Raw genomic sequence first — 14,553 nt, 5'->3', positions numbered from 1 at the left:
TTGGTGGGCCCGCCGCGGCCACATGAGGGCGTCCTCTTTCGTCCCGGCCCGCGTCGTGTCGTCAGCATCGGCGATGCGACGCGCGTACTGGTGCGAAGAAGTGGCCCTCGGCCCTCCGTCGCGTAGGTGAGAACCCTGCCGCCAGGATCTCGTCCGCCGAACTGCGGCGATGCCCTGCGGCAGGGCAAGGCGCGCCGAGATCCTTCCACAGACCTGATCAACCCCCGTCCAAGGGCTGTCCCGTACAGGGCTGTGAGTCGGGAGGTCGGCTGGCGGTACTGTCGGCCGATGGAGGCTGAGAAGTCGAACGGGTGCCCGCTTCATGGTGGTGGGGCGGCTGCACAGGGTCTCGTGGGACGCCTGCTCGTGGAGGTCGTCGGATCGCGGCATGTGTATGGCAGCGAGGCCCCTGCGGGGCCGCTGGACGTGTGGCTGGTCGATGACCGGGGTGCGACCGTTCACGTCACAACGGGATCGGACGGGTGTCTGATCGTCGAGGAGTCGGAGCCGCACACCGGCTACGACATGGGCGGCTCGGGACGCGTCACCGTGGGAGCGATCGGCGACGAGACACCGTTCGCGGATCACCTCGGGGAAAGCATTCTGGCGGTGCGGGAAGAGCACGAACCGAACACCGGACGCGTAGCTCTTGAGATCACGTTCCCCGGAGGGCGCGTCCGCTGCGAGAGCTGGGCCGAGGACCTCCGTCTGACCTTGATGTGACGCTTTTGGTGTGGCTGGTGTGATCACGGCGTCAGAGCCGTCCTGGAGAGCCCCGTTCACCGGCCTGAGCCCGCGGCGATTCGGGAAGCTGGTGACGCTGCTGCGGCGCGAGGGGGCCGACACGGTCCGCAGGGGTCGGCCGTGGAGCCGACCGTGCCCTGCTGTTCGGGGTGTCGAAGTCGGCGGCGGACCGGATCATCGACCCTCTCGGGCCGATGCCCGCGCTCCAGCCCCGTAAGCGGTTCGCGAAGGACGCTGTGCTCATCGTGGACGGCACCCAGGTGTCGTCAGGGCCTGCGTCACCGAAGGGGCCACGCGGCTGAAGTGCGGCGCCTGGCAGGCGGGTTCGGCGTAAGCCCCCTCCGTCCGGTGAGCAGATCCGGAAAGCACATCGTGTGAGCGGGGCCGTGTCCCCGTGCCGTGCCCGCTCGTTGGACGGTGCATGACGCCGGACGGGCCCCGACTCCTCCTCAACGCCGAGGCGTTCGGCTTCGGCCCGGCCGCCGCCGTCGCCCTGCTGGCCGCCGAACTCGCCCCGCGCTGCGCGGACCTGGCGTACGTCGGCGGCGGCCACACGCTCGACCTCCAGACCACCCCGCCGTTCGCCGCCGTCCACGACACGAGCGGCCTGCGCGAGGGCGACGTCCGGGCGCTGCTGCACCGCCTCGCGCCCGGCTTCGACCTCTTTCTCACGGCGATGGACGCCTCGACGGCCGCGCTGGCCCGCGAGGCCGGGCTCCGCGTCGCCTTCTACGACGCGCTCACCTGGTTCTGGCCCGACCTCCCGGCGGCCGTGCGCGACGCCGACCTCTACCTCGCGCAGGACTTCTTCGGCGTACGCGAACGCCTGGCGGCCGAGCCCCGGCTGCACGGCCGGGCCGTCGTCGTCCCGCCCGTGACCCCGCCGCCCCTCCCGCGCCCGCTGCCCGGCGCGCGGCGGGACGGGGCGCACGTCCTCGTCAACCTCGGCGGCCTCCAGAACCCGCTGTGGACGGAGGGCGACGCCGTCGCGTACGCGCGCGTCGTGCTGGCCGCCGTCCGCGCCTCGCTGCCCGCCGGGCGGCGCGTCGTCGTCACGACCAGCCGCGCCGTCGCCGCCGCGCTGGGCGACCCCGACGCCGTCACCCGCGACCACGCCACCGTCCTGCGCCTCATGTCCACGGCCACCCACGCCTGCATGACCCCCGGCCTCGGCAATCTCAACGACGCCGCCACCACCGGCGTCCCCACCCTCTGGCTGCCGCCCGCCAACTCCTCCCACCACCCCCAGGCCCGCCTGCTCGCAGAGCACGGGCTGAGCGACGCCGCCCTCGACTGGGCCGACATCGGGCGGCCCGTCGCCTACGACGGGTCGGACGCCGACGTGTCCCAGGCCATCGCCGAGACGGTGCGCGCGGTGTCCGCCGACCCCCGCTCGCGCGCACGGCTGGCCGCCCGCGTCGCGGAACGTACGGCCACGCTCGGCGCCACCGGCCGCGCCCGTGGGCTCGCCGACCGCTTCGGCCACGGTGGGGCGCGGCAGGCCGCCGACGCCGTCCTGCGCTGGTGCGCGGCCCGCACCCCGGCGGGGGAGGCGCGATGACCCCCGTCACCGGCACGCTCGCCGTCCCCGGCGCCCGGCTGTACCACGAGACGCGCGGCGCCGGGCCGCCGCTGCTGCTCATCGCGGGCGGCAACTCGGACGCCGCCGTGTTCACGGGCCTGGCCGACGCCCTCGCCGACCGCTACCGCGTCCTCTCCTACGACGCGCGGGGCTACTCGCGCAGCCCGCTCGACGGGCCGCCGTGCGACCAGTTCATCGAGACGCACGCGGAGGACGCCCACCGGCTCCTCACCCACCTCGCGCCGTCCGGCGGCCCCGTGCGGGTCTTCGGCAGCTGCTCGGGCGGGCTGGTCGCGATGGCGCTGGCCGCGCGGTACCCGGAGGCGGTGGGGCCGCTCGTCGTGCACGAGCCGCCCGCCATGCTGCTGTTGCCCGACGCGGCCGAACACCTGGCGCTCTTCGACGAGGTGCACGCCCTGTCCGTGCGCGAGGGCATCCCGGCGGCCATGCGCAGGCTGAGCGTGATCTTCGGCGGGCGGCCCGCGCCCGTGCTGCCCGAGGAGCGGGACAACACGGCCTTCTTCCTGGCGCACGTCGTCCGGCCGTTCGCCCGCCACCGGCCCGACCTCGGCGCGCTCGCCCGTACGCGGCGCCGCGTCGCCGTCGCGGGGGGACACACGTCGCGGGGACAGACCGTGCACCGCCCCGCGGTCGTCCTCGCCCAGCGGCTCGGCCGGGACCTCGCCCTGTTCCCCGGCGGCCACGTCGGCTACGCCAAGCACCCCGCCGCCTTCGCCGACCGCCTCGCCGAGGTGCTGTCCGGACTTGAGGACGGCCGCCCGTCCTCGGCCGAGTCGCCCGGCACGGTGGGCACCGATCCCGTCCGCGACGGCGCCGCCAGCGCCTGACGGGGGAGCGTCAGGCACCGGCGGCGCGGGCGGTCAGGAGGCGCGGGCGGCGGCGGCGTCGCCGTACGGGCCGGTGCGCGCGGCGCCGGTGTCCGTCGAGAAGCCGAGCCCGGCGTACCCTTCGAGGCCCACGTCACGGGCGCTGATCAGCACCGAGCCGGTGCCCGTGACGCCGGTGGCGGTGGCGCGCAGGTAGGCCACCGCGCCGTAGAGGTTCTCCCCGGGCACGCCCGCCAGGAGGTCGGCCCTGCCGTCCCCCGTCACGTCGCGCAGCGACACGGCGACGCCGAAGCCGTCCCACGTCTCCGCCGCGCCGGGCACCCCGGCCACCTCCTGCGTGAACGCCTGGGAGCCGGCGCCGCTCAGCCCGGAGGGCGAGCCGTACAGGACGGTCACCATCCCGGCGTCCTCGGCCTGGCCGACGTCCTCGCCCGGCGTGCCGACAGCGGCGTCGGCGTAGCCGTCACCGTTGACGTCCGCGACCGAGACGAACTCGCCGAACCCGTCGTCCGTCTCGGTCCCGCCCGGCACACCGGGCGAGTCCTGGTCGATGACGGTCGGGGTCTGGTCGGGGTCGGGCCCCTCGGGGCCGCCGTGCCACACGGAGATCCGGCCGCCGTCGATCCAGTCCCCGAGGACGAGGTCGTCGTACCCGTCCCCGTCCACGTCGCCGACCGCGCCCGCGTCGCCCACCGCCCCGTCGAGGGTGCGGGTGACGGCGCTGCCGTCCTCCCAGTCCTGGTAGGCGATGCCGTCCGGGTTCCCCTCGGTCGGGTACGGATAGAACCGCTCGGCGTCGCCGTCGCCGTCGAGGTCGCCCGTGAAGGTGGCCCAGTCGGAGCCGAACGGCTCCTCCACGTTCGTGGCCGCCCCCGTGGCGCGGTCGAACGGGCCGTACCAGGTGTGCGTGCCCTGCCAGGCCGTGGCGGTGACGTCGATGTGGCCGTCGCCGTCGAAGTCGCCCGAGGCCACGTCCGCGCCGAAGTAGCTCAGCTCCTCCAGCGCGGGCGACTGCCACAGCGCCGTGCCGCCGGAGAGACCGGCCGGGCCGCCCCACAGCACGGTGACCGCGCCGACGTCCTGCGCGCCCGCGATGTCCTCGCCGACCGCGGACACGGCCAGGTCCGTGTAGCCGTCGCCGTCCAGGTCGGCAGCCGCCAGCGCGCTGCCGAAGTAGTCCCCCTCCTCCACGGCGCCAGGGACGCCGGGCGAACCTTGGTGCACGACGGTCCTGCGCGTCTCGGAGACACCGCCCGACGCGCCGTAGAGCACGGTCACGGCTCCTGCGTCCAGCTGTCCGCCGACGGTCGCCCAGACGGCGCCCGAGGCGATGTCCTGCCGACCGTCGCCGTTGAAGTCCACGACCGGTGCCACGGGCTCTGCGGCGGCCGGTCCCGCCATCGCCGCGACCACTGCGCAGGCCAGCACTCCGCTCAGCGCCCCTCGCGCGGCATGACGGCGCACGTGTGTCATCACGTTCCCTCCCCAGGGTGAAAAATTGGTGAATCCCCCGTGAGATTAGATCAGTTGGCCGGTCGTCTGTCACGGCCTCCCCGGCATCACGCCCCGTCACCTTGCGCGCTCCTCGACTCCGCACGCCCGCGCCGCCTCCGCTCACCCACCTCGCGCCGTCCGGCGGCTCCGCGCGGGTGTCCGGTGGCTGTTCGGGCGGCTCGGCCGGGACCTCGCCCTGTTCCCCGGCGGGCACGTCGGCCACGCCAAGCACCCCGCCGCCTTCGCCGACCGCCTCGCCGAGGTGCTGTCAGGACTTGAGGACGGCGACGGCCCGCCGTCCGTCCGGGACGACAGCGCCGCCAGCGCCCGACGGGGGAGCGTCAGACACCGGCGGCGCGGTCGGTCACCCGCCGTACGGGCCGGTGCGCACCTGGCCGGAGTCCACGGCGTAGCCGAGGCCGCTGTTCCCGGCGAGGCCCGCGTCGCGGGCGCTGATCAGCAGCGATCCGCCGGTCGTGACGCCGGAGGCCGTGGCGCGCAGCCAGGCGACGGCGCCGTAGCCGTTCTCGCCGGGGACGCCCGCGAGGAGGTCGGCCCTGCCGTCCCCCGTCACGTCGCGCAGTGACACGGAGAGGCCGAAGGAGTCCGACGACTCCGCCGCTCCCGGCAGCCCGGCCACGTCCTGCGTGAACGCCTGCGCGCCCTGCCCGCTCAGCCCGGAGGGCGAGCCGTACAGGACGGTCACCATCCCGGCGTCACGGGCCCGGCCGACGTCCTCGCCCGGCGTGCCGACGGCGGCGTCCGCGTAGCCGTCGCCGTTGACGTCACCGACCGCGACGGACAGCCCGAACCCGTCGTAGTCCTCGGTCCCGCCCGGCACGCCGGGCGAGTCCTGGTCGATCACGGTCGGGGTCTGGTCGGGGTCGGGGCCGTCAGGGCCGCCGCGCCAGACGGAGATCCGGCCGCCGTCGGTGAGGTAGTCCCCGAGGACGAGGTCGTCGTAGCCGTCGCCGTCCACGTCGCCGACCGCGCCCGCGTCGCCGTCCGCCGCATCGAGGGTGTACCGGACGTCGTCGCCGTCCTCCCAGTCCTGGTAGACGATCGTGCCGGCCCGGTCCTCCTCGGTCGTGTACGGGTAGTACCGCTCCCCGTCCCCGTCGCCGTCCAGGTCCCCGGCGAAGGTGGTCCACTGCGAGCCGAACGGCTCGTCCACGTTCGTGGCCGCCCCGGCGACGCGGTCGAACGGCCCGTAGTACGTGTGGGTGCCGTGCCAGCCGGTCACGGTGACGTCCTGCCACCCGTCCCCGTCGAAGTCGCCCGACGCCAGGCCCGCGCCCAGCATGGCCAGCTCGCCCAGCCACGGCGACTGCCACAGCGCCGTGCCGCCGGAGAGCCCCGCAGGGCCGCCCCACAGCACGGTGACGCCGCCCACGTCCAGCGCCCCGGCGATGTCCTCACCGAGGGAGGAGACGGCCAGGTCGGTGTAGCCGTCACCGTCCAGATCGGCGCTGGTCAGGGCGCTGCCGAAGGTGTCCAGCTCCTCGACCGCGCCCGGGACCCCGGGCGAGCCCTGGTGCAGGACGGCGCGCCGCGTCGCCGTGACACCGCCTGGTGCGCCGTACAGGACGACCACCGCCCCCGCCGCCTCATGGCCGCCGACCGTCGCCTGGTCGGCCCCGATCACGACATCGGCCCAGCCGTCGCCGTCGAAGTCCACCACCGGCGTACCCGCCGCCCGCGCGGAGGCCGGTCCCGCCGCCCCCACGAGCACCCCGCACACCAGCAATCCACTCAGCGTTCCCCGCGCGACACCACGGCACGCACGTCTCATCACTGCCCCTCCCCAGGGTGAAGAATTGATGAATCCCCTCTGGGATTAGACCAGTTGGTTCATCGCCTGTCACCCGATTCCCGGGGTGGCCCGTGAGGACGGCGCGCCGGAACGACGGCGCCGCCGACGCCCGACGGGGGAGCGTCGGGCGTCGGCGGCGGTCGGTCAGGAGGCGGTCGGTCAGGAGGCGGTGCGTGCCGTGGCGGCGTCGCCGTACGGGCCGGTGCGCGCGGCGCCGGTGTCCGTGGAGTAGCCGAGCCCGGCGTAGCCTTCGAGGCCCACGTCGCGGGCGGTGATCAGCAGCGATCCGCTGGTCGTGACGCCGGAGGCGGTGGCGCGCAGGTAGGCCACCCCGCCGTAGAGGTTCTCCCCGGGCACGCCCGCCAGGAGGTCGGCCCGGCCGTCGCCGGTCACGTCCCGCAGCGTCACGGCGACGCCGAAGGCGTCCCACTGCTCGGGCGCGCCGGGGACCCCGGCGACCTCCTGCGTGAACGCCTGGGAGCCCCGGCCGCTCAGCCCGGTCGCCGAGCCGTACAGGACGGTCACCATGCCCGCGTCCTCGGCCGGGCCGACGTCCTCGCCCGGCGTGCCCACGGCGGCGTCTGCGTAGCCGTCGCCGTTGACGTCGCCGACCGAGACGAACTCGCCGAACCCGTCGTCCGTCTCGGTCGCGCCCGGGACGCCGGGGGAGTTCTGGTCGATGACGGTCGGGGTCTGGTCGGGGTCGGGCCCGTCCGGGCCGCCGTGCCACACGGAGATCCGGCCGCCGTCGGTCCAGTCGCCGAGGACGAGGTCGTCGTAGCCGTCGCCGTTCACGTCGCCGACCGCGCCCACGTCGCCCGCGGCGCCGTCCAGCGTGCGCCGGACGTCGTGGTCGCCGTCCCAGTCCTGGTAGGAGATATCGACGCCGAAGCCGCCGTCGGACGCGTACGGGTAGAAGCGCTCGGCGTCGCCGTCGCCGTCCAGGTCGCCCGCGAAGACCGACCAGTCGGAGCCGAAGGGCTCCTGGACGGTCGAGGCCGGGCCGGTGGCGCGGTCGAAGGAGCCGTAGTAGGTGTGGGTGCTCTGCCAGGCCGTCACGGTCAGGTCGATGTTGCCGTCACCGTCGAAGTCGCCCGACGCCACGTCGGAACCGAAGTAGCTCAGCTCCTCCAGGTCGGGCGCCTGCCACAGGGCCGTCCCGCCCGACAGGCCGGAACGGCTGCCCCACAGGACGGTCACCGCCCCGACGTCCTGCGCACCGGCGATGTCCTCGCCGACGGAGGAGACGGCCAGGTCGGTGTAGCCGTCGCCGTCCAGGTCGGCAGCCGCCAGCGCGCTGCCGAAGTTGTCGTCCGCCTCCACGGCGCCAGGGACGCCGGGGGAGCCCTGGTGCACGATGGCCCGGCGCCCCTCGGAGACGCCGCCCTTCGCGCCGTAGAGGACGGTCACCGCCCCGGCGTCGAGCCGTCCGCCGACGGTCGCCCAGACGGCGCCCGAGGCGATGTCCTCGTAACCGTCGCCGTTGAAGTCCACGACGGGTGCCCGGTCCGCCGCGGCGGCCGGTCCCATCATCCCCGCGACCACGCCGCAGGTCAGCAGCCCGCACAACGCTCCACGCGTGGTGGTGCGGCTCACACGTGCCCTCACATTTCCTCCCCAGAGTGAAGAATTGATGAATCCCCGGTCGGATTAGATCAGTTGGGGACCCTCCTGTCACTCCCCTTGACTGCTTTGACCTGCTGTCCCAGGAGATCCTTGACTCCGCAATCTTTGCGGTATGCTTGAGGAGTCAAGGAGGTGGCAATGACGGATGCGCTGGACGCGTCGCTGCGTCTCGTACGGGCCCAGACGGCCCTGGTCAAACGGTTCGACGCGAGCCTCGGCCGACTGCACGGGGTGAGCCTGGCCGACTTCACGGCCCTGCTGCGGCTGTCCCTGGCCCCCGGCGGCCGGATGCGGCGGGTGGACCTGGCCGAGGCGCTGGGGCTGACCGCCTCCGGGGTGACCCGGGGCCTCGCCCCGCTGGAGCGCATCGGGCTCGTCACGCGCGAGACGGACGCGCGCGACGCCCGCGTCGCCTACGCCGTGCTGACCCCCACGGGCCGCGATCGCCTGGCCGACATGCTCATCACCGCGGGGCAGGTCTCCGCCGAGATCTTCGCCGCGCCCCCCTGGGACGCGCAGGACATCGGCACGCTGTCCGCCCTGCTCACCCGACTCGGCGGGACCGGGCTCCCCGGCCACGGCACCCCGCCCCCCTGATCCCCCTGACCATCCCCCTGGAGCACCCCATGGACGCCATCCGCACGGAGGGCCTGCGCAAGGTCCACCCCGGCACACCCGACGGCCGCGCCGCCGTCCACGGCCTCGATCTCACCGTCGCGCAGGGCGAGTTCTTCGGCCTGCTCGGCGCGAACGGCGCCGGGAAGTCCACCACGATCGGCATGCTGACGACGCTGGTCACCCCCACCGCGGGACGGGCCTGGGTCGCCGGACGCGAGGTCGGCGCCGACCCGGTGGGCGTCAAGTCCCGTATCGGCGTGGTCTCCCAGGCGGGCACGCTCGACCGCGCGCTCACCGTCGCGGACAACCTCGCCTTCCGTGGCCGCTACTTCGGCCTGTCGGCCGCCGCCGCCAGGCGCCGCGCGGCCGAGGTGCTTGAGCAGTTCGGCCTCGCCGACAAGGCCCGGGCCAGGGTGCACCAGCTCTCCGGCGGCCAGGCGCGCCGCGTCATGATCGGCCGCGCGCTGATGCACCTGCCTGACGTCCTCTTCCTCGACGAGCCGACCGCCGGGGTCGATCCCCGGGCGCGCGAGGACCTGTGGCGGATCATCAGGGGACTGTACGGCGCCGGGCAGACCGTCGTGCTGACCACGCACCACCTGGACGAGGCCGAGGCCCTGTGCCACCGCCTGGCCGTGATCGACCACGGGCGGCTGCTCGCCTGCGACACCCCCGAGGCGATCAAGGCGGCCAGCGGCGCACGGACCGTCCTCACCGTCCGGTACGACGCCGACGCCTCCCCGCTCCGCGACGCCCTGCGCCGCATACCCGGCGGCCCGCACGAGACGACGGTCGAAGGCCCCGCCGTCCGCGTGCGCACCACGCGCCCTGACGGGCTCCTCGGCCACCTCCTGCGCGCGGGCGCCGACGCCGGGCTCACCGTCCGCGACGCCACCACCACACCCCCCAGCCTCCAGACGGCCTTCCTGACCCTGACCGGACGTGACTACACGCCATGACCCTCACCGAGACCCGCCCCACCACCCCGCGCGCGCCGTCGTCGCGCCGCGCCGCCTGGCACGCCTACGTCGCGCTGACCGCCCGTGACCTGCACGTCCTGCGCCGCAACCTGCCCGCGCTCCTGTTGCAGGTCGGGCTCCAGCCGCTGCTGTTCACGTTCGCCTTCGCCTACGTGATGCCCAGCATCGGCAGCGGCCTGGGCGGGGAGACGTCCTTCTCCACGATCCTGCTGCCCGGCCTGATAGCCAGCACGCTGACGCTCCAGAGCATCATGTCCGTCACCGGGCCGCTGGCCGCCGAGCTGGGGCCGGGCCGCGAGATCACCGACCGGGCCCTCGCGCCGCTGTCGCTGCGGGCCCTGGGGCTCCAGAAGATCACGTCGTCGGCGCTGTTCGGCCTGGTCTCCTCCCTCGTCGTCGTGCCGGTCGTCCGGCTCGTCCACGCGCCGGGGAGCGCGCCCGAGACGCACGTCGGGAACTGGCCGCTGCTCGTGCTCACCCTGGTGCTCAGCGCGCTGCTCGCCGCCACGCTCGGGCTGCTGCTCGGCACCGCGATCGACGCCTCCGCGTTCGGCGCGCTGCTCGGCCTGCTCCTGGCCGCGGGGACCATGCTCGGCTGCGTCTACTACCCCTGGACCGCGCTGGATTCGATCGGCTGGGTGCAGATCGCGACGCTCGCGAACCCGCTCGTCTACATGAGCGAGGGCCTGCGCGCCGCGCTCACCCCGTCCACCGGCCACATGCCCGCCTGGGCGTACCTGACGGCCCTCACCGTCGGCACGGCGGCCCTCGGCCACCTCGCGCTGCGCCGCTTCGCCCGGCGGGTCCAGGGCTGAGGGCGGACTGCGTGGTGAACCGCCGTGTGGCGGGCATGATCAGCGGGCGGGGACGTCGCGCGCCGGGGGCGCGGGAGGGAGGGTCACATGGCGGAGCGGTGGGGTCTGGTCGTGGAGGAGACCGCCGGGTCGGGGGACAACCGGCTGACCGTCGCGACCGTGCTCGAACACTTCACCGGCACGCGGGAGGAGGCGATGGCACGTCTGGAGGCCGTCGCCCGCGCCCACGCGCCGCGCCATCCGCTCAGCCCGACGCGGACGCGGCTCTTCAGGACCGCCGACGGGTTCCTGATGGTGAGTGAGGGGTCCATGCGCAGCTACGGCAGCCGCTTCTCGGCCGTCGAACTGCTCCACGACAGCGACGAGGTGAAGCGGGCGCAGGTGGCGGCCCGTGAGCGCGAGAAGGAGGAGCGGGCGGCGCGCAAGGCCGCCGACCGCGCCGCGAGGCGCGCGGAGCGCGAGGCCCGTAGGCGGCGCTGACGCCGCCCGCGCGGCCGGTCACAGGCGGGTGCGGGGGAGGTACGCGGGGTGGCCGAACGGGCTCTGCACGAGGGTGCGGTCCGGGGGCGGCGGCGCCGCGTACGGGGCGCGGCGGCCCGCGTAACAGGCCATGCACGCCTCGGACCTGACCGCGTCCAGCGAGCCGAGGCCGCCGAACGTGAAGACGTCGGCCGTCGAGCCGGGGCAGCCGTACGTCGGGCAGGGGCGGTTGGCGCGGATCTCGGCGCCGCCCGGCATCACCACCGGCACCCAGCCGCAGCGGACGCAGGGGAAAAGGAAGTTCCCCTCGGCGGAGAAGCAGACCGAGATGGCCCTCGGGGTGTCGCAATCCGGGCACGTGCGCGCCATGGCCTCTCCGCCGCTCGGTGCTAGGGAGTCCGCACCGTAACAAACACCGTGCACCGGTCATTTCGGCATTCACCGGAGAGTGCTAGCGCGAATTTCAGTGCTAATCCGCCGGGCGGTGGGTGGCGGCGTCAGCGCACCGGCGGTGCCGTGCGGCGCGTGGCGCGCAGGACGAGCGACAGCGCCGCCGCCGCGCCCGCCGCAGCCGCCACCGGCAGCAGCGCGCGCATCTCGGGCGCCGCGGGGCGGTCCGCCGTCACCGGCTCGCCGCGCAGCGCGGCGGCCAGCACCTCGGCCACGTGCAGCGGCGCCGCGTGGCCCGTGCCCGCCTGCTCGACCTGCGTGCGGCAGCTGAAACCGTCCGCCAGCACGAGCGTGTCCTCCCCGGCCTCCCGCACGGCGGGCAGCAGCCCCGCCTCGGCGCACGCCATCGACACCTCGTAGTGCCCCCGCTCGAACCCGAAGTCGCCCGCCAGGCCGCAGCAGCCCGAGTCCAGCACATCGGCGTCCACGCCCGCCCTGCGCATCAGCTCGCGGTCGGCGTCGAAGCCGAGGACGGCGTACTGGTGGCAGTGCCGCTGCACGAGGGCACGCGCGTCCACCGCCGGGGGCTCCCAGTCCGCCGCCCGCTCGCCCAGCAGCTCGGCGAACGTCCGCGTCTGCTCGCACAGCAGCCGCGCGTCCGGGTCGTCAGGCAGCAGTTCGGCCGCCTGCGAGCGGAAGACCGTCGTGCAGCTCGGCTCCAGGCCCACCACCGGCACGCCGCGCCGCAGGTCCTCGCGCAGCACGTCCACCGTGTGCGCGAGGACGCGCCGCGCGATGCCCAGCTGGCCCGTCGAGATCCATGTCAGACCGCAGCAGACCGCCGCCCGCGGCACCTTGACCCGGAACCCGGCCGCCTCCAGCACCTCGACCGCCGCCCGGCCCACGGCCGGGTGGAAGTTCTCCGTGAACGTGTCGGGCCACACCACGACCTCGCCCCGCCGCCCGTCCCCGCGCGGCCCGCCGCGCTCGCGCCACCACGCCGTGAACCGCTGCTCCGCGAACACCGGGATGTCCCGCTCCGGCGCGATCCCGCCCGCCGCCTTCGCCACGCGCGCCAGCAGCGGCACGCCCGCCAGCGCGTTCACCACACGCGGCGCCACCCCCGCCACCCGCGCCACCGCCGGGAGCCAGCCCATCGAGTAGTGCGCGAGCGGACGCGGCCTGCCCGCGTAGTGGTGGTGCAGGAACTCCGCCTTGTACGTCGCCATATCGACACCGACAGGGCAGTCCGCCTTGCAGCCCTTGCACGCCAGGCACAGGTCCAGCGCGTCCCGCACCTCGGGCGAACGCCAGCCGCCGTCCACGGGCGAGCCGTTCCGCAGCATCTCGAACAGCAGCCGCGCCCTGCCGCGCGTCGAGTGCTCCTCCTCGCGCGTCGCCCGGTAGCTCGGGCACATCACCCCGCCGCGCGACGAACGGCAGCGCCCCACCCCGACGCAGCGCAGCGCCGCCTGGCTGAAGCTCCCCTCGTCGTCCGCGTAGGCGAACGCCACCTCGGGCTCCCACGGCCGGTAGTCCGCGCCGAGCCGCAGGTGCTCGTCCAGCCGGTCGGGCACGACGACCTTGCCCGGGTTCATCCGCCCGCGCGGGTCGAACAGCGACTTCAGCCGCTCGAAGCCCTCGACCAGCTCCCGCCCGTACATCCGCTCAAGCAGCTCGCCGCGCGACTGCCCGTCCCCGTGCTCGCCGGACAGCGAGCCACCGAGCCGTACGACGAGGTCGGCCGCGCGCTCCACGAACGCCCGCATCCGCGCCACGCCCTCCTCGGACGCCAGGTCGAACGGGATGCGGTTGTGCACGCAGCCCTGCCCGAAGTGGCCGTAGACGGACGGCCGTTCGTACCCGAACTCCTCCCACAGCGCGCCGACCTCCCGCAGGTACTCGCCCAGCCGCTCCACCGGCAGCGCCGCGTCCTCCCAGCCCTCCCACGCGTCGGGCCGCCCCGGCGCGTGCGCGGTGGCGCCGAGGGCCGACTCGCGCACGAGCATCAGCTCGTCCATGTGCCGCCTGTCGTGGTACCAGGTGTGGTCCAGGCCGTCCGGCAGGTCGGCGATCAGCGCGCGCGCCTTGTCGCCCGTCTCGTCCTCCGTGTCGCCCGCGAGGACGGCCATCAGGTACGCCGAGCCGTGCGGCAGCAGGCCCAGCGCCTCCGGGTGCAGGTGCTCGCGGCGCTCGGAGACGACCAGTTCGTGGTCCACGCCCTCCAGCGCGTGCGGCGCGTGCCGCAGCAGCGCGGGCACGTGGTCGGCGGCCGTCGCGATGTCGGGGAAGCCCACGACGACGAGCGCCGTGTGGCCCGGCAGCGGGACCAGCTCAAGCTCGGCGCGCAGCACCGTCACGAGCGTGGACTCCGAGCCGGTCAGCAGCCCGGCGACGTCGAAGCCGTGCTCGGGCAGCAGCGAGTCCAGGTTGTAGCCCGACACGCGCCGGGGGATGTCGGGGAAGCCCGCGCGCACCGCGTCGCCGTACCGGTCGCGCAGCGCGGCCAGCTGCCGGTAGATCTCGGCCTCCCGGCCGTCGCCCGCCGCGAGGCGCGCCAGCTCCTCGTCCGGCGTGCGGCCGACCCACAGGCGCAGCCCGTCGTAGGTGAGGACTTCGAGCCGGTGCAGGTTGTCCACGACCTTGCCGTACGCCTGGGCCGTGGAGCCGCACGAGTTGTTGCCGATCATGCCGCCGAGCGTGCAGTTGGCGTGCGTGGCGGGCCTGGGGCCGTACTGGAGGCCGTACGGGGCGAGCTGCCGGTTCAGGTCGTCCAGGACGATCCCCGGCTCCACCACGCAGCGCCGCGCCTCCGGGTCGAGCGAGATGAGCCGGTCGCAGTACCGGCTCCAGTCGAGGACGACGGCCGCGTTGCAGCACTCCCCGGCCAGGCTCGTCCCGCCGCCGCGCGACAGCAGCGGCGCGTCGAACTCGCGGCACACCGCGACCGCCTCGACGGCGGCCTCCGGGGTGCGGGGCATGACCACGCCGTAGGGGACGCGCCGGTAGTTCGACGCGTCGGTGGCGTACGCCGCGCGGGTGCCGCTGTCGAACCTGACGTCGCCGTCCACCCGTTGCCGCAGGGCCTTCTCCAGCGCGCGGACGTCCGGCTCCGGCGCGGGGCGGCGGACGGCGGGCATCGGCAGTTCGATCGGCTCCACGG

Annotated in this window: 12 protein-coding genes and 1 pseudogene; 8 read left to right on the top strand and 5 right to left on the bottom strand. The window is 74.8% G+C overall.

The features are described 5' to 3' along the window. The first annotated feature begins 288 nt into the window (after positions 1 to 288). From IF27_RS17460 to IF27_RS17450, 4 genes and pseudogenes are all read left to right on the top strand, one after another. On the top strand, positions 289 to 723 hold the full coding sequence (locus IF27_RS17460) for a hypothetical protein (RefSeq protein ID WP_052850512.1): 435 nt from the start codon (positions 289 to 291) through the stop codon (positions 721 to 723). Between the two features lie 10 nt (positions 724 to 733). After that, positions 734 to 1,007 (top strand): annotated as a pseudogene (locus IF27_RS30380) (IS5/IS1182 family transposase); the annotation flags it as partial. A gap of 158 nt (positions 1,008 to 1,165) precedes the next feature. Then, positions 1,166 to 2,305, top strand: coding sequence for a zinc-binding metallopeptidase family protein (locus tag IF27_RS17455; RefSeq protein WP_052850511.1), 1,140 nt, complete (start codon positions 1,166 to 1,168; stop codon positions 2,303 to 2,305). After that, positions 2,302 to 3,174, top strand: a complete 873-nt coding sequence (locus IF27_RS17450) for an alpha/beta fold hydrolase (RefSeq protein WP_110946012.1) — start codon at positions 2,302 to 2,304, stop codon at positions 3,172 to 3,174. Before IF27_RS17455 ends, IF27_RS17450 begins: the two co-directional genes overlap by 4 nt. A gap of 33 nt (positions 3,175 to 3,207) precedes the next feature. On the opposite strand, the gene IF27_RS17445 is transcribed toward IF27_RS17450, so the two are convergent. The 3 genes from IF27_RS17445 to IF27_RS17435 all read right to left on the bottom strand — a co-directional run bounded on the left by IF27_RS17445 (position 3,208) and on the right by IF27_RS17435 (position 8,077). After that, positions 3,208 to 4,647, bottom strand: coding sequence for an FG-GAP-like repeat-containing protein (locus IF27_RS17445; RefSeq protein ID WP_110945991.1), 1,440 nt, complete (start codon positions 4,645 to 4,647; stop codon positions 3,208 to 3,210). A 385-nt stretch (positions 4,648 to 5,032) separates the two neighbouring features. Further along, a complete protein-coding gene (locus IF27_RS17440) occupies positions 5,033 to 6,409 on the bottom strand; it encodes an FG-GAP and VCBS repeat-containing protein (RefSeq protein ID WP_223291087.1) in 1,377 nt (458 codons plus the stop codon). Between the two features lie 231 nt (positions 6,410 to 6,640). Beyond that, the gene (locus IF27_RS17435; RefSeq protein ID WP_223291086.1) at positions 6,641 to 8,077 is read right to left on the bottom strand and encodes an FG-GAP-like repeat-containing protein; all 1,437 of its coding nucleotides are present in this window, start codon (positions 8,075 to 8,077) and stop codon (positions 6,641 to 6,643) included. Positions 8,078 to 8,245: 168 nt separating this feature from the next. On the opposite strand from IF27_RS17435, the gene IF27_RS17430 reads away from it, so the two are divergent. From IF27_RS17430 to IF27_RS17415, 4 genes are all read left to right on the top strand, one after another. Then, positions 8,246 to 8,704: a MarR family winged helix-turn-helix transcriptional regulator gene (locus IF27_RS17430; protein ID WP_052850509.1), complete on the top strand. Its 459-nt coding sequence runs from the start codon at positions 8,246 to 8,248 to the stop codon at positions 8,702 to 8,704. A 29-nt stretch (positions 8,705 to 8,733) separates the two neighbouring features. Then, positions 8,734 to 9,684: an ABC transporter ATP-binding protein gene (locus IF27_RS17425; protein ID WP_052850508.1), complete on the top strand. Its 951-nt coding sequence runs from the start codon at positions 8,734 to 8,736 to the stop codon at positions 9,682 to 9,684. Continuing rightward, the gene (locus IF27_RS17420; RefSeq protein ID WP_052850507.1) at positions 9,681 to 10,520 is read left to right on the top strand and encodes an ABC transporter permease; all 840 of its coding nucleotides are present in this window, start codon (positions 9,681 to 9,683) and stop codon (positions 10,518 to 10,520) included. The genes IF27_RS17425 and IF27_RS17420 overlap by 4 nt, the downstream gene beginning before the upstream one ends. Before the next feature lie 87 nt (positions 10,521 to 10,607). Continuing rightward, positions 10,608 to 11,000 (top strand): hypothetical protein, encoded by a 393-nt coding sequence (locus IF27_RS17415; protein WP_052850506.1) that lies wholly within the window; start codon positions 10,608 to 10,610, stop codon positions 10,998 to 11,000. An 18-nt stretch (positions 11,001 to 11,018) separates the two neighbouring features. Here the strand turns inward: IF27_RS17415 and IF27_RS17410 are convergent, their stop codons facing one another. Together IF27_RS17410 and IF27_RS17405 are read right to left on the bottom strand one after the other, a co-directional pair. Further along, on the bottom strand, positions 11,019 to 11,369 hold the full coding sequence (locus IF27_RS17410) for a hypothetical protein (RefSeq protein WP_052850505.1): 351 nt from the start codon (positions 11,367 to 11,369) through the stop codon (positions 11,019 to 11,021). A gap of 128 nt (positions 11,370 to 11,497) precedes the next feature. Further along, positions 11,498 to 14,551 carry an FAD-binding and (Fe-S)-binding domain-containing protein gene (locus IF27_RS17405; RefSeq protein WP_052850504.1) on the bottom strand — a complete coding sequence of 1,018 codons (3,054 nt, stop codon included), beginning with the start codon at positions 14,549 to 14,551 and terminating at the stop codon, positions 11,498 to 11,500. Between the last annotated feature and the right edge of the window lie 2 nt (positions 14,552 to 14,553).

The organism is Streptomyces avicenniae (genome assembly GCF_000719135.1).
Classification (GTDB): domain Bacteria; phylum Actinomycetota; class Actinomycetes; order Streptomycetales; family Streptomycetaceae; genus Streptomyces; species Streptomyces avicenniae.
This window is presented reverse-complemented; position numbering and strand designations above follow the sequence as displayed.

Bases quoted from the DNA above. Each gene is read 5' to 3' on its own strand.
- IF27_RS17460 (WP_052850512.1), top strand. From the start codon at position 289: ATGGAGGCTGAGAAGTCGAACGGGTGCCCGCTTCATGGTGGTGGGGCG.
- IF27_RS17455 (WP_052850511.1), top strand. From the start codon at position 1,166: ATGACGCCGGACGGGCCCCGACTCCTCCTCAACGCCGAGGCGTTCGGC.
- IF27_RS17450 (WP_110946012.1), top strand. From the start codon at position 2,302: ATGACCCCCGTCACCGGCACGCTCGCCGTCCCCGGCGCCCGGCTGTAC.
- IF27_RS17445 (WP_110945991.1), bottom strand. From the start codon at position 4,647: ATGACACACGTGCGCCGTCATGCCGCGCGAGGGGCGCTGAGCGGAGTG.
- IF27_RS17430 (WP_052850509.1), top strand. From the start codon at position 8,246: ATGACGGATGCGCTGGACGCGTCGCTGCGTCTCGTACGGGCCCAGACG.
- IF27_RS17425 (WP_052850508.1), top strand. From the start codon at position 8,734: ATGGACGCCATCCGCACGGAGGGCCTGCGCAAGGTCCACCCCGGCACA.
- IF27_RS17420 (WP_052850507.1), top strand. From the start codon at position 9,681: ATGACCCTCACCGAGACCCGCCCCACCACCCCGCGCGCGCCGTCGTCG.
- IF27_RS17415 (WP_052850506.1), top strand. From the start codon at position 10,608: ATGGCGGAGCGGTGGGGTCTGGTCGTGGAGGAGACCGCCGGGTCGGGG.
- IF27_RS17410 (WP_052850505.1), bottom strand. From the start codon at position 11,369: ATGGCGCGCACGTGCCCGGATTGCGACACCCCGAGGGCCATCTCGGTC.